At 62.6% G+C, this 21733-nt stretch carries 12 protein-coding genes; 9 read left to right on the forward strand and 3 right to left on the reverse strand.

Annotation, left to right across the window (positions count from 1 at the left end):
• Positions 1-122: 122 nt before the first annotated feature.
• A complete protein-coding gene (locus tag K0V07_RS03785) occupies positions 123-4295 on the reverse strand; it encodes a glycosyl hydrolase family 18 protein (protein ID WP_220623206.1) in 4173 nt (1390 codons plus the stop codon).
• Between the two features lie 551 nt (positions 4296-4846).
• On the opposite strand from K0V07_RS03785, the gene K0V07_RS03790 reads away from it, so the two are divergent.
• Positions 4847-6391 (forward strand): adenylosuccinate synthetase, encoded by a 1545-nt coding sequence (locus K0V07_RS03790; protein WP_220623207.1) that lies wholly within the window; start codon positions 4847-4849, stop codon positions 6389-6391.
• Between the two features lie 156 nt (positions 6392-6547).
• Here K0V07_RS03790 and K0V07_RS03795 read toward each other — a convergent pair whose 3' ends face one another.
• Complete coding sequence (locus K0V07_RS03795; RefSeq protein ID WP_220623208.1) at positions 6548-7528, reverse strand: endonuclease/exonuclease/phosphatase family protein; 981 nt, start codon at positions 7526-7528, stop codon at positions 6548-6550.
• 89 nt (positions 7529-7617) lie between these two features.
• Between K0V07_RS03795 and K0V07_RS03800 the strand changes: the two genes are divergently transcribed.
• The 5 genes from K0V07_RS03800 to K0V07_RS03820 all read left to right on the forward strand — a co-directional run bounded on the left by K0V07_RS03800 (position 7618) and on the right by K0V07_RS03820 (position 15941).
• Positions 7618-8028, forward strand: a complete 411-nt coding sequence (locus K0V07_RS03800; protein WP_220623209.1) for an OsmC family protein — start codon at positions 7618-7620, stop codon at positions 8026-8028.
• Positions 8029-8127: 99 nt separating this feature from the next.
• On the forward strand, positions 8128-9162 hold the full coding sequence (locus K0V07_RS03805) for an alpha-L-fucosidase (RefSeq protein ID WP_220623210.1): 1035 nt from the start codon (positions 8128-8130) through the stop codon (positions 9160-9162).
• A 103-nt stretch (positions 9163-9265) separates the two neighbouring features.
• A complete protein-coding gene (locus tag K0V07_RS03810; protein ID WP_220623211.1) occupies positions 9266-12130 on the forward strand; it encodes a PD-(D/E)XK nuclease family protein in 2865 nt (954 codons plus the stop codon).
• Positions 12127-15204 carry a UvrD-helicase domain-containing protein gene (locus tag K0V07_RS03815; RefSeq protein ID WP_220623212.1) on the forward strand — a complete coding sequence of 1026 codons (3078 nt, stop codon included), beginning with the start codon at positions 12127-12129 and terminating at the stop codon, positions 15202-15204. The genes K0V07_RS03810 and K0V07_RS03815 overlap by 4 nt, the downstream gene beginning before the upstream one ends.
• Positions 15205-15302: 98 nt before the next feature.
• Positions 15303-15941, forward strand: a complete 639-nt coding sequence (locus tag K0V07_RS03820; RefSeq protein WP_220623213.1) for an HAD hydrolase-like protein — start codon at positions 15303-15305, stop codon at positions 15939-15941.
• A gap of 58 nt (positions 15942-15999) precedes the next feature.
• Here the strand turns inward: K0V07_RS03820 and K0V07_RS03825 are convergent, their stop codons facing one another.
• Positions 16000-16641, reverse strand: a complete 642-nt coding sequence (locus K0V07_RS03825; RefSeq protein ID WP_220623214.1) for an HAD family hydrolase — start codon at positions 16639-16641, stop codon at positions 16000-16002.
• Between the two features lie 164 nt (positions 16642-16805).
• On the opposite strand from K0V07_RS03825, the gene recA reads away from it, so the two are divergent.
• The 3 genes from recA to K0V07_RS03840 all read left to right on the forward strand — a co-directional run bounded on the left by recA (position 16806) and on the right by K0V07_RS03840 (position 21279).
• Positions 16806-17873, forward strand: coding sequence for a recombinase RecA (gene recA, locus K0V07_RS03830; RefSeq protein WP_220623215.1), 1068 nt, complete (start codon positions 16806-16808; stop codon positions 17871-17873).
• A gap of 122 nt (positions 17874-17995) precedes the next feature.
• A complete protein-coding gene (gene mnmE, locus K0V07_RS03835) occupies positions 17996-19354 on the forward strand; it encodes a tRNA uridine-5-carboxymethylaminomethyl(34) synthesis GTPase MnmE (RefSeq protein WP_220623216.1) in 1359 nt (452 codons plus the stop codon).
• Positions 19351-21279 carry an FAD-dependent oxidoreductase gene (locus tag K0V07_RS03840; RefSeq protein WP_220623217.1) on the forward strand — a complete coding sequence of 643 codons (1929 nt, stop codon included), beginning with the start codon at positions 19351-19353 and terminating at the stop codon, positions 21277-21279. The genes mnmE and K0V07_RS03840 overlap by 4 nt, the downstream gene beginning before the upstream one ends.
• Positions 21280-21733 lie beyond the last annotated feature (454 nt).

A 21733-nucleotide genomic window follows, 5' to 3' on the forward strand; every position in this document is an offset into this window, starting at 1 on the left:
TCGAAATCCGCCCCCGGCAGTGTATTGGGGTGAAACAGGGGCACATGGGAAGTGCCAGTGTAGGGTGCTATACCCTAATTGTTATAATAGGCACTTTTCCTGAATAGTTAAGGCCTTTTTTATTATTGTCCGACGGTCACGTTGCTCATGTAGCGATCTCCCACCAGCTTCATGACAGACAAATCGCTGTCATAGTCGCGGTAGTCATCGTCAATCTCCCAGAACATAACCCCGCCCAGGCCCATCTGATCGACGTAGTCGAGCTTGTTGGAGACCATTGCCGGGCTGTCATAGGAGATGAAGGTGCCGTTGTGGTAGATGTAGGAAGCCTCCGACTGCGCATCCCAGGACTCGGCATAGCTCGAGTCGTTTTGCATCGTCTCGACGATCGTGCGGTAGGACAGGATGCCGTTCTCGACGGTACCGGCTCCCAGGCCAGACGCACTGGCATAGAGACCGTTGTTAGCCGAGGAGACGCCCGTCCATACGTAGCCGTAGAGCGGGATGCCGAGGTTGATCTTCGAGGCCGGGACACCGGCGTCGAGATACCCCTGCACCGCAGAGTGTGCGTTGTACTCGGTCATCGGGTCGGAGCTGTTCGCGTACAGCGGAGCATTGTGACCCGTGCGGCTTCTGTCCCAGCGACCATGGAAGTCGTAGGTCATCAGGTTGAGCCAGTCGACCTGATCAGACAGGGCGGAGAGGTTGATCTCGTCGTACTTGTCATAACCGGCGGGTACGGCTGCGCTGATCAGGTACTGCTTACCGTCGATAGCCCCCTGGGCATCGAGCGCTTCACGCAGGGCCTGCGCCAGCAGCGCGTAGTTCTCGCCGTCCTCGGGGCGGACATTCGTATTCGCATCGGTGGCGATGACCGGGTACTCCCAGTCCAGATCGATACCGTCGAAGTCATACTTGACCACGAAATCGACCACAGAGGCGGCGAACTTCTCACGGGCGGAGGCACTGGCCGCGATGTCCGAGAACCGGCCCGAATCATACCAGCCGCCAACGGCGATCATGGTCTTCAGGTGTGGGTACTGCGCCTTGAGTTCGAGGTACTGGTTGAAGTTCCCGCGCAGCGGCTGGTCCCAGGTGTCGTCCCCAAAGGTCTTCTCCAGGTCGGCCCAGGTGTCGTGGATGGCAATCTCGCCGTTACCGTCGATGATCGCGAAGGCGTGCACGATGTGCGTGACCTTGTCAGCCGGGATATCGGCAACCTCGTAGCCACGGCCATAGATGCTCCAGCTGGCATAGTAAACGACCACGCGACCGTCACTTGAGGCGGAGTCATTACCGCCACCGGTACCGGTGCCGTTATCGCCGGAGTCATCCGAACCGTCGCCCGTGCCCGTATCACCCGTGCCGTCGTCAGTCGATGAATCATCGTCCGAGCCATCGCCGGTACCCGTGTTGTCATTACCGTCATCGGTGCCAGTGCCATCATCGACCGTACCGTCGTCATCATCGGTGTTACCGGTGGTATCGTCGGAGACGCTGACGCCATTGAGGGTGACGTTGACAGGCTGGCTGGCGACATCACCGGGGGAGCCGTTGAAGCCGAAGCTCACGCTCTGGCCGGCGGCCAGCGATCCGTTCCAGCCGAGGCTGGAGATGGTGTAGGTGTCACCGTCCCGTGAGACCAGTTTAGCGTCCCAGATGCTGGTGATGGTGTAGGGCCAGTCGAAGGTGACCGTCCAGCTGTCGAGATCCTCGTCTGTGGTATTGGTCAGCGTGGCGTTAGCGGTGAAGCCGCTCCCCCAGTCGCTGGATACCGTCACCACAAGCGCGGCTGTCGAGCTGTCGCCGTCATCGCCGGTGTCGGTGTCATCGTCGTCGTTGTTACCGGTGTCATCATCGGTCGTGTCGTCATCGTTGCCGTTATCCGTGTCGTCACCCCCGTTGCCGGTCGTATCGTCATCATCGCCGGAGAGGCTGACGCCGTTGACCACGATGTTGCTCATCTGTGCCGAGGAGTCACCGGTAGCCTGGAAGCCGAAGCTGACCGTCGAACCGGCGGCAATGGTGCCGTTCCAGCTCTCATTGCTGAAGGTGTGGCTGTCGCCGTCGCTCGTATCCTGCACCGCGCTCCAGTAACCGGAGATGTTAACAGGCAGGTCAAAGCTCAGCGTCCACGCACTGACGGCGGCGGTGCCGTTGTTGGTCAGGCTGACCGTGGCGGTAAAGCCGCTGCCCCAGTCGCTGCCGACGTTGTAGGCAACCGCGATGTCCGCGCTGCCGGAGTTCGAGTCTCCCGTACCGGTGCCGTTACCGCCGGTGGAGTCTTCACCGTCGTCCGTCGACTCACCATCACCGTTATCGGAATCACCCGTACCGTCGCCGGTTGTGTCATCGCTGCCATCGGGCAAATCGATCCCACCGGCTTCGCCGAGGATGACCGGGTTATCGTAGTACTCCTGTACCTTCGAGATGAACCAGTAGTCATCGGTCGGGGGTGAGCCCACGCCATCGGTGCTGGCACCGACACCCGCGCCAAAGAGCGCAACGGCGACCCCGGCGTCCTTGGCCAGGGTGAGGTGCGAGCCCCAGGTCACGGAGTCACCGCTGACGGATACATCGGCCGTACCGTCATCGGTCGAGCCAAAGTAGGCCAGGCGCGTATCCGAACCGGGTGTGAAGGTGTCGCCCAGGAAGTACGTGCCGGAGGAGTCTTCGTAGTGCTGCACCGTGTTGTTCAGAGATTCAAACAAGCCATCTGAGGCGTACGGATTAGTCGCATGCGTGGTGTTAATATGACCGACGGGAAGCTGCCAGAGGACAACCGGGAGGCCCGTGGTCTCATGCATGGCGTTCACGAAGACCAGATAGTTGGTCCAGTGAACGGCGTTCCAGAACCAGATGCTGTTGGCAGGGTTGGCGGCATTACCGTCATAGGCGGCATCGAGGCCGTACTTGTCGATACTGACAAAGCTGGCTCCATGGGAGAGCACACCGGCGTCCACATAGTACTGGGAGATAGCGGCAGCCTCATTGTAAATAGCCAGGCGGCCGTCGGAGAGACCGAGCGAGTCGGTCAGGCGGACCACGCCCTTACCGCCGACGGAGGTCGTCCACCCACCCGGAGGCGAAGCCCAGAGGTTGAACTGCCAACCGTAGATAGCGCTGGGCTGGTACTTCTGGAAGGTGTAGTTAATCGCCTGCACAAGGCCGGCCAGCGTGTCGGGGAAAGCCGGGTCATTGGCATCCAAGACGCCCGCGGTGTAGGCGGCGCTGGTGGCGGCGTAGATTGCATCCGGGCTGGAGGTGTCATTCTGGGCGAAGTAGCCGAGGAAGTCCGGCTCGATAACCCAGCCGATGACTTCATCACCGGCGACCTGCCGGGTGATTTCCAGCGCGTACTTGAGGTCCTCAAAGTAGCTGGCCATGTAGGCGGCGTCCTGCATGTGTGCCTTGTCGGTATAGTAGCTCTCGCCGCTGGCGGGGATATTATACCAGACGAAGAAGGGGATCATCCCGAGCTTTACGCTCTCCTCGACATAACCGGTCGCACGCGAGCCGTCCTCGCCGTCCGAGCGCCAGTTCCAGCCATCACCGATGGCTGCGGTGGCCCCGCCGTTGAGGTAGATATAGCGGATGTCCACGCGCTTGTTCTGGTCGGCATTCTCAAAATCCTTCCAGAAGTCCAGGTCCGCCGAGGAGTCTTCACTCACCGAGCCGACGGCCAGGTACTCCGGTAGTCCGGGGACGGAGCCATCCTCGTTGAGCACACGCACGCCCACATAACGCACCGCGCCCGTATCCGTATTTTCAATACGCAGCGAGGCACGCCCGGCAGACAAGCCGTTCAGGGTGACGCTCTGGCCATCGACCGAGGGCTCAAGCACGTCACTGTTATTGGTCGCAACGGTGTAAGTACCAGCGGTTTCAATGGTCAGCGCACTGGTCCCCTGCTCGATGGATACCTGCAAAGCGGTACCGTCGCCATCAACGCCGGAGAGCACAATCGAGCCGCCAGAGCCCGAACCGGTTCCCGGCGTGGGCGTATCACCGCCCCCTGAGGAGGATTCGCCGGAGAGGGTTGCCGTCAGCGGAGAGGCAACGCTGCCCGATCCGCTAAACCCGAACTGGACGCTCCCGCCGGCACCGACATCGCCGTTCCAGGAGGCATTACCGATGACCACGGTGCCATTCTCCTGGCTGAGGATTTGCGCATTCCAGATACTGGAAATCGTGAACGGAGCATCGAAGGTCAGGGACCACCCGCTCAGGGCGCTCCCGGTCGTATTAGTGAAGGTCGCATTGGCCGTAAAGCCACCTCCCCAGTTATCGGACACATCTACGTTTAACTGGGTGTCTGCAGCGCTGGCAGCTGTCCATGCCAGGATGGCATTGAGGGCTGCTGTCGCCGCTAGAGGTCGTATTCTGAACAATTTTGACATAATCTCATCTGATTTGAGGTTTGCATGAGAGCCGTGAATCACGGGCTCTTGTCAGCGTCTGGAGCGGAGCCGCAGCTGCCCTGCTCATAAACGCGGTTTTGGGGTGTGTTTGCGGGTTTCGGCGGTACGGGCGTTGAAAACTATCGTATCTGCCTCCACCGCGGGAAAACGGCCTGACGATGGCCGCCGCTAGTTGGAGTACGGGGTAATTATGACTATCTGCTGATAGGGATGACTCCTTTCGTGGGGACGAAAACGCCCCGGTTTTGTCAGTAGGAGTCCCCCGGAAGGGCTTTATTTCAGCCCCTGCAAAAAAACTTATCGCGTTTTTTAGCCCATCTGAATGCCTCGTGAGCGGCTTGGGTATTGCATTTGTCCGGGCAAGTGGACAACCTGTCCGGTTTGTTCATGTCCGATCACCTCACACTCAACGCACAGGTTTTTTAATGGCGCTGACTCCGTTTACTAGTCAACTGCTGGCCGACGTCGGCATCAGCATGGGCGATGAAGGCAAAGGCCGCGTCGTCTACGAACTCATCGCCGAGCTCAAGGAGAGCTCCAAGCTGGCCAAGCCCGTGGCCGCTGTCCTCAAGGTCAATGGCGGCGCCAATAGCGGCCATACCGCCGGAGGCCTGAAGCTGAACCTGCTGCCCGCCGGGGTGATCGACCCGCATATCGACATGCTCGCCATCGGGATGGGCGTCGTCGCCGACCCGCGCAAGTTCTGGTGGGAAGCCAAGCCCCTCGAAGCCAACGGCTACGATGTGATTTCGCGCCTGGTCATCGATGAGCGCACGCTCGTGAGCGACGTCTGCCACCGCCTGCTCGACCTGGCCTGGGAGAGCTACCGCTCGAACATCATCGGCGAGGAGCCGCGCGGCTCCACCGGTCGCGGTATCACCCCCGCCTATCTCGACGAGGTCGGACAGATGCAGATCGGTTATGCTGAGTTCCGGGGCACCCGCGAAGAGTACGCCCGCAAGCTCGCTGCCCGCGCTGACCGCGCGGCACGCACCATCGAGCACGTCTGCCAGGTCACCCCGGAAGCGTGGCACCAGTTCTTCGAGACCCTGACCCAGGCCGAAACCCGCGCCAATCAGGCTGCCATCGACGAAGGCATCTTCCCGGCCAGCGAGTTCGACTTCACCCGCTTCCGTGGCGAAAAGCCCTTCACCCTTAACCTTGAGGCTCTGACCGAAGCCTACTGGGAGGCCGGCAGCGCGCTGGCCCCCAACGTCATCGACATGCGCGAGCGCATGCTGGCGGAGCTTCGCGACGGCCGCTCCATCATCGGTGAGTTCGGCCAGTCCTACTGGTTGGACAAGCGCCACGGCTTCGCCCCGAACGTCACCGCCTCGCACACCTACTCGCCCGAGTTTTTCCAGTCCGCCGGGCTGCCCGTGCAGCCGGTACACACCGTCGGCTGCTGTAAGGCCTACGACACCAAGGTCGGCACCCACATTTTCCTCACCCAGTTCCCGGACAAACACCCGCTGGGCGAACGGCTCAAGCGCCTGGAGTTCGGCACCAGCACGGGCCGCCAGCGCATGGTTGGCTGGTTCGACGCGGTGGAAAAGGGCGATGCCCTGCGCTTCGGTGGCTACGAAGACCTCGTGCTCAACAAGCTCGATGCCCTCACCGATGAAACCGGGGAGCTCGGCACGCTCCAAGTCTGCACCCACTATCAGGACAAGGACGGCAAGGCCTACTACGAGGTGCCGCGTGACGACCGTGTCCGCAGTGCCCTGGAGCCGGTCTACACCGAGCTGCCCACCTGGAAGGAAGACATTTCCGGCGTGCGCTCGTTTGCCGACCTGCCCGCCGAAGCCAAGCGCTATGTCGCCTTCTGTGTAAAGAGCCTGCTCGCCGTCGCCGAACGCAACGGCCACAAGCTCACCAAGCCCAACCTGCGCTACGTAGGCGTCGGCCCCGGCACCTCGCAGATCATCCGCGACGTCCCCACCACCGACGAGCTGCTCAAGCTGGCGTAATCAAACGCACGGGATGATTGTTTTATTTTGCGGGGCTACGCGCCCCGCACCCGCGGCAGGCGGAGCCTGCACTTTCGATGCTGCGCATCGTGTCGGCGTTTGTACGTCTGCTGGCCGCAGAAGTTGTGATCATGGCATTTTCTCCTGAAAATGCCATCAATGTCCGATGCGGTCACGCATGACCTGGAAGGTCATGACGATCGGGTAGTGGTCGGAGCCGATCTCCGGGCCGACCCACTCAGCCAGCGGCTGAATCTGCTTCGAGACGAAAAACTGGTCAATCGGCACCCACATGAACGGCAGCCCGGCGGGCCAGGTGCGGCGCGGTAACCAGCGCACATCCGGAGCACTCAGGCCGCTTTCATGCTCAAACTTCTTATAGAACGGTGACCACGGCGAGCAGTTCATATCGCCCATCAGCAAAACGGGGTCACTCTGCCGGGCACAAAAGGTGGCAATATCCCGCAGGGTACCGTTACGCCAGCCCCAAGCCATCTTGCTGACGGGGGCCTGCGGGTGCATGGCGACGAGCATGATCGGCCCCTCTGGCAGCTCGATCCGCACAGGAACGGTCCCCACCCCGGCCCAGCCAAAGCGCTCCTCGATGATCGGGTAGTGGCTGTAAATCATCGCCCCGAAACCACCGCGCCCCATACTCCGGCGCTTAATCTGGGGGTAGATCTTTTCGAGTTCTTTATAAAGCGGCTCCATCGCATTGGTGGCCTCGACAATGACGAAGAAGTCGGGGTCTTCCTCGCGTACCCAGGCCAGGATTTTATCGAACTCGCGGTTGGCCGTGTGGATGTTAAACGAAGCAGCCTTGTAGACACGCGCCTCAGGCGCAGGCTCTGGCGAGTCTGGAACGCTAAAGATCTCCGCTCCGTTCCAAAAGAGAAACACCAGCGTCAGCACAAGCAGGATCGGGCGGCGCGTGAACAGGCAAAAAAGCCCCAACAGACCGAGACAGGCGAAGTACTCCAGCCGGAAATGGCTTAGCCCATCCAGGCGCCAGTCCTTTTCCCCAAAATGGCCAGCCAGGGTAAACGCACCCAACGCAAGCACCAGTACAGCACACAACAGCGTAACCAGCGTGCGCCATGAAATCAGCCCGTGCGAATGTTGGGTAGCCCTGTTCATTTCCTAAGCGCTCCACTGTGGCCGAGCCGACGCGAGTTTCAAGGCAGGAAAAGTTTGTCTTGGCAGGAGCAGACGGTTTTCATCGCTGCATGGTTCAGCTCACGGCATCCTACGAAGGCGACCTGCACTGCACGGTCACTCACGGCCCTTCGGGGCAAACAATCGCCACCGATGCTCCGGTGGATAACCAGGGACGCGGCGAGACCTTTTCGCCTACCGACCTCTGCGCCTCGGCCTTTGCCACCTGTGTGGCCACGATCATGGGGATCAAGGCACGATCGCTCGGCCTCGACATCAAAGGCATGACCCTCACGGTGGAGAAACACATGTCCACCAACAGCCCGCGCCGCATCGCCGCCCTGCCCATGACGGTCACCGTCCCCACCCCGACCACTCAGGAGCAGCGCGCCGCCCTCGAACGCGCCGCCTACGGCTGCCCCGTCCACAACAGCCTCCACCCCGACATCGAAAAGCCCATCACCTTTAACTGGCAGGACTGAGGCGCCATTTAGCCAATTCCCAGGCTACAGCTCGTCGCCCGGTATGGGGCACAAACTCAGTAGGAAGTTCACCCTCACGATATAACCATGACTACCCCCATGACATCGACAGGCCACCAGCGGCTGCCCCTGGAGAAGCTGAAAGCCTGGGAAGCCCTTGGCTACGGGATGTTCATCCATTTCGGGATGAGCACCTTTGACGGTGATGAGCTATCTGCCGGAGACAAGCCCTCGACTCTCTACAATCCCGATCGCCTCGATGTAGACCAATGGGTCAGTATCATCCGAGACGCCGGGATGAAATATGCCGTCCTCACGGCCAAACACGTATCCGGGCACTGTCTATGGCCCACCGCACAGACGGACTACCATGTGGGCACCAGCGGGAATCCCACCGATGTCGTCGAGGCCTTCGTAAAGGCTTGTGAAAAGCGAGGCATCCTGCCCGGCTTGTACTACTGCTCGTGGGACAACCACAACCGCTTCGGCTCCCTGACGGAATCCGATTGCACGAAAATAGAGCGGGAACAGCCCTTTAAGGTCGGGACGCAGCCCAAACAGCCCTATACGACCCGTGCCTACGAAGAGTTCCAGAGCGCACAGTTGGAGGAGCTGCTCACCCGCTACGGACAGATCGCACAGGTCTGGATTGATATCCCCCATGCCCTGACTGCGGACTACCGCCAACGCCTCTACCAACAGATCGTCGGCTGGCAGCCAGAGACGGTCATCATGATGAATAACGGCATCGGCAATGGCTCCGAGCTCAAGCTTCATGGGGCATGGCCGACCGACCTGATCTCCATCGAGCGATTCCTGCCCCCCAGTAAAGATGGCCACGTCGTCTGGCGCGACATTGAGGGTCAGCCCTATTACCTGCCCGGAGAAGTCTGCGAGCCGATCGGGCGTGAGTGGTTCTATGCCGAGCATGACGCTCCGCGCAGCGACGCAGAACTCCTCGGCATGTATCTGGTCACCCGAAGCCGCGGGGCTAATCTCCTACTGGACGTCGGCCCGGACAAGCACGGGCTCATCCCTCAGGCAACCACTGACGCCCTCATGCGCCTGCGGGATAATATCGAGCGCTTCTCTTCACTCCCGACTTCCTCACCCTCAAAGGCCAATCCTGCCTGATCTTTTCAAGACGTGTGCTCTCGTCGCCAAACGTCGGGGGCAACTCAACAGATGCCTGCCTTAAAAGGCCGGAAACACACGCCTGTCCACGACGATTCTCTCCATGACCACCGTCCGCCACCTGATCTGCAGTCGCCCCGGCACCGCCTGGGAGGAGGCGCTGCGTCCGTGGTTTGAGCAGATCGGGCGTGAAGCCTGGGCAGCGGAAAAGCCCGTCGCCGTCCTGCTGCCGGACGGAGTGGCTGCCTCCGTGCTCAAGCGCCAGCTCGCGCAGGCGGGCCTGCCTCTGGTGGGGATCGACATTTTCACCCCCGGACGGCTGCGCCACCGGCTGGCCGACGCTGCCCGCCGGGACCGCCCGGTGGCGGTGCGCGAGGAGCTGACCCTCTTTCTGCGGCTGGCCGCCCAGCAACTACCGGACAACGTCTTTGCCCGTGCCGTTCTGGCCGATCCGCAATCGTTCCTGCGTGATTTTGACCGACTGGAGGCAGTGGGCTGGATGGATGAGGTCTTTGACTTTGCTCCGGCTAACGAGCTCCTGCGCGCCCTGCGGAGCCAGCTCGAAGCCGCCGGGATGCAGACGGCCGCCGAGGCCGCGCGCCTCCCCACTCCCACCGAGCCGGTTTTCACCCACCTGCTGGCCAGCGGCTTTGGCCCCGGCCATGCTGAGCATTTTTTCCTGCTCCAGAGCGCCCTGTCTGCCGCCGAAACGGCGACCGTCATCTTCAGCCAACCCATTTCCGACTCCCCGGCTGATTTCGCCTGGTCGGAGGACTGGGAATCGCTCCTCGGCCCCGCCGAGCCCGCTCCCGGACTGGCCGATCCGCCCGCCACTCCTGAGAGCGAGCCGGGCTTCCTCCTCGCCCCCGACCCCCGCATGGAGGCCGCGCTCATCGCCGATCAGGTCGAGCGTTGGCTGGCCGAGCAGGCCGATGCCGTCATTGGGGTGGTGTTCCCACACCGCGCCCTGTCGCTCCCGCGCGAAATCGCCCTGAAGCTGGAAGACGCACGCCTCCCCCACTACGACGCCGGTGGCCATACCGCAGCCCGACCGCCAGGCTTTCAACTGCTGGAGGCATGGAGCGCCATGCAGGAGAGCCAACGCCTGCAGGAGGCGGTGGACTTCGTGCGCGCGCTGCGGGCCCACCGTGAGCTGCCCGCTGACGAGGCCGAGCGCCTGCTGCGTGTTCTACGTGAAACATTTTCCATGGCCATGACCGACGACCTCGCGGTCATCCGGGCCGCTGCGGCCACAGTCCCAGAGGCCGTCACGTTTTTCTCCCAATGGCCCACGCTACCCGAGCGCGCCACGCTGGCCGAGTTCACCGAGGCAGCCCGCCCCGTGCTGGAGCGGTTCGCCTGGCCGGAGCGGCTGGACTTCCTGACCGAACGCGTCGCTCTGCTCGCTCCCCGGCTGGACGGCCCCCTCGAACGCGCGGGCTTCCTCGGCTGGCTGAGTAAAATGGTGGACCGCCCCGGCCGCACCCGTGGTGAAGCCGGACGACACCCCCTGGCGCGCGTGGCACTCGTCACCGCTCAGGAAGCCCTCACCGGGGACTGGACGCACCTGATCTTTACCGGGATGAACGGCCGCCAATGGGAGTCGCCGACACCGGCCTCCGGGCTGCTAAGCGAGCCCCTCATCCGCCGCCTCAATGCCCGTGCCGGGTATGCCGAGGACGGAGGCGGCACCTTTGACGGGCAGCATGGCCGCCTGCTCACCCCCGGCGAAGAGGCCGCCCTGATCGAGTCCGGTTTCTGGCATCTCTACTCTCAGACCGGTGCCGAAACCGTCTGCACCGCCGCCCGGCGGGACAACCCCGCCTCCACCCGCTCCAGTCCGCTCAACGACCTCTTTCTCAAGGCCTGGCACCTCACCCACGGCGAGATCCCCGGCGAAGAGGCCTGTGCACGGCTCGAAGCCACCAGTCTGTCCCGCCTGCCCGCAGCCGAGGCAGGGGCAGACTTCCCCGGCTGCGCGGGCTTTATCGGCGTCCACCAAAACCGCCGCAACCCTGCCCTGCCCTTTGACGGACACTTTTTCGGCTTCGATATCGCCCCGCCCGGTGGGCTCGACTTCTCCTTCTCGCAGTGGGAGGAGGTCTTTAAAACCCCCGGCTACACCTGGATCAAACAAGCCATCCGCACCGATGTAGCCTGGAACCCGGACGCCGAGCGTTCGCTCGCTCAGGCCCTCGGGCTTTGGGTCCACGATTGGGCCGACCCGCTCCCCACCGACGCCACCTGGGGCACACCGCCCGACGAGGAGGATTGGCAGAAACGGGCCGAGACCAAAGCCGACAAGGTCGCCCGGCGCTTCTCAGCTGCCTACGAGGCGGCCCACCGCCGCCTGCCCGACTGGTGGAGCGAATCCCACGCCTCCGCCCTCGCCCGTACCAAGCAACTTATCGAGGCCACCGCGACCGCCGCCCGTGAATTCGCCCCCCGGGGGCTGCTGGCGGGAGAGTTCAAGCTGCCCGAGGGCGCACTGGAGCTTTATCCCGGCAGTGCCTCCCTGCGCATGCGCGGCCGCATCGACCTGATTTTACACAACGGCCCCGACCCGGAAAACACTCCCGGCGAGGCCTGGATCGTGGACTTTAAAACCGGGAGCCGCAGCGCCCTCAATGCCAAGCGCTTCGCCGAAGCCGACGGGCTCCAGCTCGGGCTCTACGCACTGGCCCTGCGCCAGCTTGGCTACGGCCCCGTCCTGCTGAGCCTGCTCACGCCCGGCAAGCCCCTGAAAACCCAGCTCACCGACGAAGACGTGCGCGGCAGCGTCGCCCTGCTCTCAACCGTCTCGGCCATCCACAGCAGCGGCACGGTCGGCCACCGCGGCGCCTTTCGCGACCGCTTCAGCTTCTGTGGGCACTACCCGCTGGCCACGCTCGTCATCGGCCCGGCCACCCTCAAGGGCAAGTGGCTGCGCACCCACGGCGGCGAGGAAGACGAGGAGGTTGCGACATGAGCGGCTTCCCTCCCCTTCCCGACCAGGCCGACCGCGACCGCTTTCTCAACGAGACGGACCGGAACTTTTCGGTCATTGCCCCGGCGGGTGTCGGTAAAACGACCTCCATCGTGGGCCGCATCGCCCAACTCGGCGCTCAGGACGCCAACCGGAGCGAGCCCCTGCTGCCGCATCTGGCCGTCGTCACCTACACCAACAAGGCCGCTGAGGAGCTCCAGGAGCGCGCTCGGCGCAAGCTCCTCGATCAGGCCGCCGGTAACGAGCACCTGCTCAAGCTCTTTGGCCGCGCCTTTTTCGGGACGATCCACAGTTTTTGCCTGGAGCTGCTCCGACGCCATGGCCACCACCTCGGCCTGCCCCCCGCGCTTGAGCTGGTCGAGGATGAGGAAGCGCTCTGGCTGCGCTTCCTGCGCGCACAGGACCGCCTAAGCGAGCTTGTCCCCGCCCCGATCCGGGAGGACTTTCTAAAAATCGCCCCGCTGGGCAAGATGCTGGAGCTGGCTCGACAACTGCCGGGTGCCGACCTGCCCGCACCCGGCCAGTTGCCGGAGCCGGACTTCACCGAGTTGCTGGCCTGGGAGGCCAAGGGCCGCTCAGCGGCCACCATCGAGCGTTCGCAGGACGCGATCCGTGCCTGGAGTAACGCCCTCGCTGCCCCCGAAACGCGCTCGCTGGGCATCCCCGAGCCCGCCTCGAAGACGAAGGGCTTCCCGGAGGCCTGGGCAGATGCCTTTGCCCCGGTCCAGGATTGGCTGGCCGACGCGGGCCTGCACTTCGCCTCGGCGGTGGCGCGACGCTACCGACAGTTTCGGCTGGAGGCCGGTCGCCTGACCTACGACGACATGATCTATCTGGCCGACCAGTTACTGGCCGTGCCACAGGCTTTAAACGAGATCCGCGCCCACCGCTGGCGGATCATCCTCGACGAGGCCCAGGACACCGACCCGGTGCAGTTCCGCATCCTCACCGCCGTCAGCCGCGACCGGGGTGCCCCAGATGGCTGGCCCGGTACCGCCGAAGCACCCCCCGGAGGCCGTTTCTGTATGGTCGGTGACCCGCAACAATCCATTTACAGCGACCGCGCCGACCTGCCCACCTATTTACGTCTGCATGAGGCGTTGGCCGACGACCCCGAGGGCGGCGAGCTGACCTTTAGCGTGACCATGCGCTGTGACGCCGCCGTGGTCGAGGCCGTCAACACCGCCTTTCCCGCTGTGCTCAATGGCGCGGAGGGCCAGGTCGGCCTCGTTCCACTGGAGCCCAAGCCCGGCGTCGGCCCCGGCTGCGTCGAGCGCCTGCCCCTCAACCCCGCAACCGAGGGCAACGCCAAGCGCGACCGGCTCGACGCCGAAGCCGAAGTACTCGCGATCTGGCTGGAGGCTCGCGGCCCTGCCGAGCTTGGCGCACGCGGCTGGGGAGAAGTCGCCCTGCTATGCGCCCGCAAGGACGGGCTGGAGGCGCTCGCCTTTCAGTTGGAGAAGCGCGGCATCCCCGTGCAGAACCACTCCCGCAACGACCAGCTCGGGGATGACCCGGCCTTTGCCTGGGTCGCCGGGCTGATGCAGGTCATGGCCGATCCGGCGGACAGCTTTGAGCTCTTCGGCGTGCTTCGGGAGGTCTTCGCTGTCGCCGACGGTGAGATGGCCACTCTCGTACAAACGGCCCGCGATGCCGGGCAGCCCTCCCCCCTGCATCTGGAAAACCGCCCCGAGGACATCCCCGGCCTGACCGGTGAAATCCTGAACCTGCTCTACGCCCTGCGCCAGCGCTGCCTGCGCCTGCCCCTGCGGGAGGCCCTAGAGCACCTGCTGGCAACTACCGCACTTCACGAGCGCCTGTCTGCTCTCCCCGGCACCTCTCCGGTACGACTGGCGCACACCCTGGATGCCCTCCGCCTGGAGGCCGCCAATGCCGAAAATCGCGGCGAGGGGCTCTTCGAGTTTGCGCGCAGCCTGCGTCGCCGTACCGCTGATGCCCCCGGCGAGGCTCCCGCCGCGCCGGACCGCCTCCAGCTGCTCACCTGCCACAAGTCCAAGGGCCTCGAATGGCCGGTCGTCATTCTGCCCCTGTTTTTTTCCCCGATCAGCGAAGCGCGCGCCAACTACCCGCAGCTCCTGGGCGGTCCCGGCGAAACGCCCCTGCTGGCGGTCTCCGCCAGTCACGACCGAAGCATGGCCAAGGCCGTGCAAGCCCGCCGCAGCGCCCAGACCGCCGAGCGGCTGCTCTACGTCAGCGCCACCCGTGCCCGCCACAGCCTGATCGTCGTGGCCGACGAAGCCCTCTTTGATAAACCTGCCGGTTCCTTCGCCGCCGGGCTGCGTACCCTGCCCGAGGAGGAGAACCGCTCCTGGTGGGATGCCCTCCCCGCCTTTGCGCCGAAGACGGAGCTCTTCCCGGCGCGCCATGCCCCTGAAACAGAGGAGGCCACCACTCCCGACGGGGCGACTCCCCCGCCCGATCGCAAGGCCGCGCGCACCCACGCCGGGAACTTCCCCGAGCGCGTGCTGCCAAGCTCACTGGCCGTCCACGACAACTTCGAGGGCCACCACCGCGATGAGAGCGATCTGGCCGCCGAGCCTCTCTTTCCTGAGCTCGCCGCCGCCGCGGCAGCTAAAAAAGGCGCCGACTACGGCAACTGGTGGCACCTCACCCTGGAAACCCTGCCCTGGCCCAAGGGCCCCGAAGCCTGGCACGCACACGGCGAGGCCCGCCTCGCCCACTGCCCGGACCCGGACCGGGGTCGCCACGAGCTGGAGCTGTTCTACGCCTCGGAGACCGCCCGCCGCCTGGCCGACCCGGCCCTGACCATCCGCACGGAGGTCCCGGTCTTTTGGCCCGATGGTGAAGGCCGCGTCTACGACGGCACTATCGACCTGGCCGCCCGTACCCCCGAGGGCTGGCTCGTCGTCGACTGGAAGACCGACCGCGTCCCGGCTCCAGAGGGGCTCCCCGCGCTCGCCGCCATCTACGGGCCGCAGCTCGACTGCTACCGCCGCTCCCTCAGCGATATTTACAGCCTCCCCGTCGAGGTCTACCTCTACAGCACCCGTCGCGGCGAGTGGCTCTCCCTCTAGGTCAGGGACACGCGCGGTCAGACGCGCGCATCGATTCCATTACTGCGCCAGCACCAAGGGAACATCCCCCGCTCCGGAGACTCTTATGAGTCTATACGATGAAGAACTTCCTTTTCGACTTCGACGGTACGCTGGCCGACACGCTACCGCTGTGCATCACCGCCTTTCGCGAGGCGATCGAGCCCCTGGCCGGACGCAGCCTCAGCGACGCGGATATCATCGAGACTTTTGGCCCCTCTGAAGAAGGCACCATCGCCGCCCTCCTGCCCGACAACGAATCCGTCGGCATGACCGCCTATCTCGAACGCTATGCCGCCCTGCACGGAAACTGGCCCGCCCCCTTCCCCGGCATCCCTGAGCTGCTGCACTATTTAAAGGAAAAGGGCGCGTTCGTCGGGCTCATCACCGGCAAAGGCCCCCAAAGCGCAGCTCTCAGCCTTGAGCACTATGACATGGGGGCGTTTTTCCAGACCGTACAAACCGGAGACCGATCCGGGCCAGTCAAAGAGCAGCGCATTGCCCACGTCATAGAAGCCTACGACCTCGACCCCGCCGAGACCCTCTACATCGGCGATGCTCCGAGCGACATCACCGCCTCTCACGCCTGCGGTATCCGAGTGGCGGCCGCTGCCTGGGCTGCCTCTGCCGACGTTGAAGCCCTTCAGGCACTGAGCCCCGATTACCTGTTCACTTCACTAGAGGATTTTTATACATTTATCCACTGCCTATTCGAGTGAAGGGACAGCCTATTTCCGCACCTATCCTGTCCCCCCTCAAGAGCTGGTCCAGCCACCCCTAGCCCAGGCGCTCCAGCAGCTCGGCATGTGAGCCCAGGACCGGCACCCCACAGGCCGCCAGACGGGCGCGGCTCTGGTGCCCGCCCTCCAGCAGCACGCAGTCGGCCCCGATCTCGCAGGCCACCTCGTAGTCGTGCACAGTGTCGCCAATCAGGAGCACCTCGTGCGGCGCATGCGGCAGGCTCTCCATGTGCGCCCGGCCGTTGGCGGCCTTTCCGGCGGCGTAGATATTGTCGAGGCCGATGAGCTTAGAGAAATAATCGCTGAGGCCGAGCAGCCCGACGAGCTCGGTCAGCGTGCGGTGCTCATGCGCGGAGAGGATGACCTGCTCGACGCCGAGCGCCTGCACGGCCTCGATCGTCGATCGCGCCTCCGGGAATAGCCGGCACTCCAACCGCCGGCGGTTGTAAGCGCCGATGAACTCATGGCTGACCGTGTCAAACGGGTCCCGCTCCAGATCGAAGCCCAGCTTACGGTAGTAATCGACCACCGGAAACCCAAACTCGCGCTGATAAAAGTCTGCCGTCACCGGGGCCATCTGCCGCTGCGCCATGAGCGCATTCATCACCTCCAGGCACAGCCAGGCGTCGTCCAGCAGCGTGCCGTTCCAGTCCCAAATCAGATGCCGGTACCTCGCCATGCCTTTTAATAAAGCGCCTCTGCACGCATAGCGCCAGCCCGGGCATCGGAAATTTTTGTCCCCGAGAGGGCTGATCAGTAATTTTCAAAAATAGTGAACAAATTAACACATTAGACTTGCGCTCGTCCCCCAAGCTGACACCGTAGGCAAAAACCCAACTCACCATGGCTGCTCCCAAAAAAACATCCGCTTCACCCGATAAAAAAGACGAGAAGGCCCTCGAATTTGCCATCTCCGCCATCAACAAACAGTTTGGCGAAGGCTCGATCATGCGCCTGGGTGAGAGTACGAAACTCAACGTCGAGACCGTCTCGACCGGCTCCGTCGCCATCGACCTCGCACTCGGTGTCGGCGGCCTGCCCCGCGGACGTATCTGCGAAATCTACGGCCCCGAATCCTCCGGTAAGACCACGCTGTGTCTCTCCATCATCGCCGAGGTTCAACGCCAGGGCGGTAACGCCGTCTTTATCGACGTCGAGCACGCCCTCGACCCCCGCTACGCCAAGGTCGTCGGTGTCGACCTCGACAACCTCATGATTTCCCAGCCCGAATCGGGCGAAGACGCGCTCAACATCACCGAGACCCTGATCCGCTCCGGCGCGGTCGATGTCATCGTGGTGGACTCTGTCGCCGCTCTCGTCTCCCGCACTGAGCTGGACGGCCAGATGGGTGATACTACGGTGGGCCTTCAGGCCCGTATGATGAGCCAGGCCATGCGCCGCCTGACCGGAGCGATTAACAAGTCGAAGTGTATCTGCATATTTACCAACCAGATACGTGAAAAGATCGGCGTCATGTTTGGCAATCCGGAGACCACTCCCGGCGGCCGCGCCCTCAAGTTTTTTGCCTCCGTCCGCATGGACATCCGCCGCATCGGCGCGATCAAGGACACCTCCGGCGCCGTCAAGGGCAACCGCACCCGCATCAAGGTCGTCAAAAACAAGGTAGCCCCACCCTTCACCGAGTGTGAATTCGACATCATGTATAGCGAGGGTATCTCGCGCACCGGCTCACTGCTTGACCTCGGCGTCGAACACAAGCTCCTCGAAAAGAAGGGCGCGTGGTTTGGGTACAACGGTGATCTCATCGGGCAGGGCCGTGAAGCCGCCAAGGCCTACCTGGCCGAGCACGATGATGTGATGCAGGACCTGCAGGCAAAGATCCTGGAAAAAGTCCAGGTCGTGGGCGGAACTGCCCTCGCTGAGTCCAAGGGCATCACCGACGACAATTAAAGTCGGGCGAAAAGCCACTCCCACTACGAGCAGCCGGATTGACTGCGTAGACATGCCCTCCTGCTGTGGGGCATTTTCTGCGTGACGGATGCGCCTGCGCCCCTGACAATGCGCCCTTACGCATGCCATTCGGAGATACCATAGTTGCCCTGTCCACACCGGCCGGGGAAGCCGCCCTCGCCCTCGTCCGCCTGTCCGGCCCGGACTGTGAGCGCCTGGGGCGTGATTGCTTCGGCCCCAAATGGGAGCCAACCCCACGCATGGCCCAGCTGGTTAAGCACAAATCACTATCCGGCAACACCTTAGACCAATGCATAGCGCTCTACTTTGCCGATGACGCCAGCTATACCGGTGAGCCGATGCTTGAGCTCAGCCTCCATGGTAGCCCGCTTGTGGTTCAGCTCGTGCTTGAGGATCTGCTGGCCCGAGGCTGCCGGATGGCCGAAGCGGGCGAGTTCACGAAAACGGCTTTTACCAACGGCAAACTCGACCTCAGCCAGGCTGAGGCCGTCGCCGACTTGATCCATGCCCGCAGCACCCGCGCCCTGCAGGTCGCCCAACGCCAACTGGCTGGCGCCATCGGCAAGCAGATGGACGCCTATACCCAGCGGCTTCTGCGCGTACAGGCCGAACTGGAGGCCTATATCGACTTCCCCGAGGAGGATTTACCCGAAGAGGACCAGAGCGGACCGATATCCGCTCTACAGGCCTTGACGGGCGACATCAAGCATCTCATTGATACCCAGCATTATACCACTCTCCTACACGAGGGCGTTCAGACTGTCATCCTCGGTGCCCCCAATGCCGGCAAGAGCAGTCTGCTCAACTGGCTGGCGGGGCAGGACCGCGTCATTGTTAGCGCGACCCCCGGCACTACCCGCGATGTCGTTTCTGAGCGTGTCGTGGTTGACGATTATGTTCTGCAGTTGATGGATACCGCCGGGCTGCATACCTCGGCTGATGAGCTTGAGCGCCTGGGCATGGAGAAGACCATCCAATGGCTCGATAAAGCAGACTTCTTCCTCGTCGTCATCGACAGTGCTGCGCCCTCCCCCACCCTCCCACAGGCTGTCTTGGATAAAGTCCAGGCTGCGAACGCTCTCGTGATCGAGAACAAGGGTGATTTGCCCGACAGTACGGACAAAACCGACTTTTTACCCGACTGCCGCCACATTCGGCTTTCCCTGAAGACAGGCAAAGGCTGTGAGCACCTCAAAAGTGCCCTGACCGAGGCTCTGTCTGCCGGTCACATCGTCCCCAATGACGACGAGCTGGTCGTCAGTGCCCGCCATGCTGCCGCCCTCACCCGCGCGGTGGAGGCCCTGGAGACAACTCTACTACGCCTGACCGAGGGCGCGCCGCCCGAGCTGGCCGCCTCAGACCTGCGTCTGGCCGTGGAAGCCTTTGGCGAGGTCGTGGGTAAAATTGACAATGAGGTCATGCTGGATCAGCTTTTTGCTTCTTTTTGCATCGGAAAATGAAGCCACCACTGAAATTCGGGCCTAAACAGCCCTACGACGTCATTGTCTGCGGAGCCGGGCATGCTGGCTGCGAGGCTGCACTAGCCGCAGCACGCATGGGGGCTGATACCCTGCTCCTGACCGGCAATATCGATACAATTGCCCAAATGAGCTGTAATCCGGCCATCGGTGGCCAGGCCAAGGGGCATATCGTGCGTGAGATCGATGCCCTGGGCGGTGTCATGGCCCTGAATGCCGATACCACAGCCATCCAGTTTCGCCTGCTCAACGCCTCAAAGGGCCCTGCCGTGCAGGCACCACGTGCCCAATGCGATAAAAAGGCCTACCAGTTCCGCATGAAGCACATCATCGAGCTGCAGCCGGACCTCACCCTGTTTCAGGCGCTGGTCGAGGGGTTAATCTTCGAGGATGACGCGGTTAAGGGTGTTCGGACGAACATGGGCATCGAATTCTACGGTAAAAGCGTCATCGTCACCACGGGCACCTTCCTGCGCGGGCTGATGCACATCGGCAACAATCGCAACGAAGGCGGCCGACTGGGTGACTTTACCGCAAAAGGCCTGTCCGGCAGCCTTAAAGAGGCAGGGATTGAGCTCGAACGGCTTAAAACCGGTACGCCGCCGCGCATATTGGGCTCCAGCATCGACTTCAGCGTCTGTGAAGAGCAGAAGGGCGACGAGAAGCCCACGCGCTTCGCCTTCTACGACACCCATTTCGGGGAGGAATTGTTCCACGTGGAACAATTTGAGCAAAACCCAGAGTGGGATCGTCGATTGTTCCACGTGGAACAATCACACCAGCGACTCCTCGGCTGGCCACCTGGGGCTGACCAGGTATCCTGCTGGGAGACGACGACCACGGGGCAAACCGGCGAGGTCATCCGCCAGAACCTCCATCTATCTCCGCTCTACGGTGGCATGATCGAGGGGGTAGGGCCACGCTACTGTCCAAGCATCGAGGATAAGATCGTTCGTTTCGCAGACAAGCCCACCCATAAGCTCTTTTTAGAGCCTGAAGGTCGGAATACTGACGAATGGTACATCAATGGCCTATCCAGCAGCCTCCCATTCGAGGTACAGATCGAGATCCTTCACAGCGTACGTGGGCTGGAGAAAGCCGTGATGCTACGCCCCGCCTATGCCGTGGAGTATGATTTTGCCCCGCCGACCCAGATTTTTCCCTCCTTGGAGTCCAAAAAGGTCTCAGGTTTGTTCTTTGCTGGCCAAATCAATGGCACCTCAGGCTATGAGGAGGCAGCAGGGCAGGGGCTTTTAGCAGGTATCAACGCCGTCCAGAAGCTTCGCGGCGGGGAACCGCTGATCCTTGGCCGCCACGAGGGCTACCTCGGGGTACTGGTCGATGACCTGGTGACCAAGGGCACGAAGGAGCCCTACCGCATGTTCACCAGTCGCGCTGAGTACCGCCTGCTCTTTAATCACGGTAGCGCTGAGGTCCGACTAGGCGGCCACGCCATAGAGCTCGGACTCGTAGGAGAGGGCAGGGCAGGGCGCGTCCGTGAAAAGCTCACCCAGATCGAACACTGGACAGATAAGCTAGAAACGACCACGACCCGTGGGGGTACCTACGGCGACCTGCTGCGCAGGAACCGCAATGAGACGGAAAGCCTGCTACCAGCGGACTTTCTCGCCCTGCCGCAGGCTACCCGGGACGAAGTCCTGTACGACATCTGCTACCGCGGCTACCGAGAACGTGAGCTGCGGCACATCGAAAAGCTGAAAGACATAGCTAAAATCAAGCTCCCCAAGGACTTCGACTACACGGCGATCAAGGGCTTGCGCAAGGAAAGCGCCTTAAAGCTCGATGAAATCCGCCCGCTGGACCTCGCCCAGGCAGGCCGCATCAGCGGGGTCAACCCGGCCGACATCAGCTTGATCATGATCGCCCTCAAGGCTCGCCGAGGCTAGTATCTAAGCCCCCGGCCTCCTCCGCCGCAGTCGAGCCGCTCGCACAGCCGTGAAGTCGACATCCGCATTCATCAGAATCGCAGTTCGCGTCCAGGCACAGGATTTTGCACGCAGTGGTAGGTATACCCCACACCACAGGCTTGCCATACTACAGCACAGTCTCCCAGCGCCTGTTCAGATAAACGCCCAGGGAGGCTGAAATGGGTCTTTTCAGTCCGAAAGAAAACCTTTTCGGCACGATGAACTTAACCCAGCAGATCATTGAGTATGATGCATGGCTTCCAGTCCAAGCCACACCGGCGTCAACGCATAGCTTCACTTTGTTGCGTAATTTTATGGTTACGGGCGTGAAACAAACACGTAACGGAACCCACAGGCTTAACCACAAGGCGTTGAGAGCCAAACATTTACAAGTAGCACGACCCCAGCTACTTTCTTTTACAATTTATTTACA

This window comes from Ruficoccus sp. ZRK36 (genome assembly GCF_019603315.1).
Taxonomy (GTDB): domain Bacteria; phylum Verrucomicrobiota; class Verrucomicrobiia; order Opitutales; family Cerasicoccaceae; genus Ruficoccus.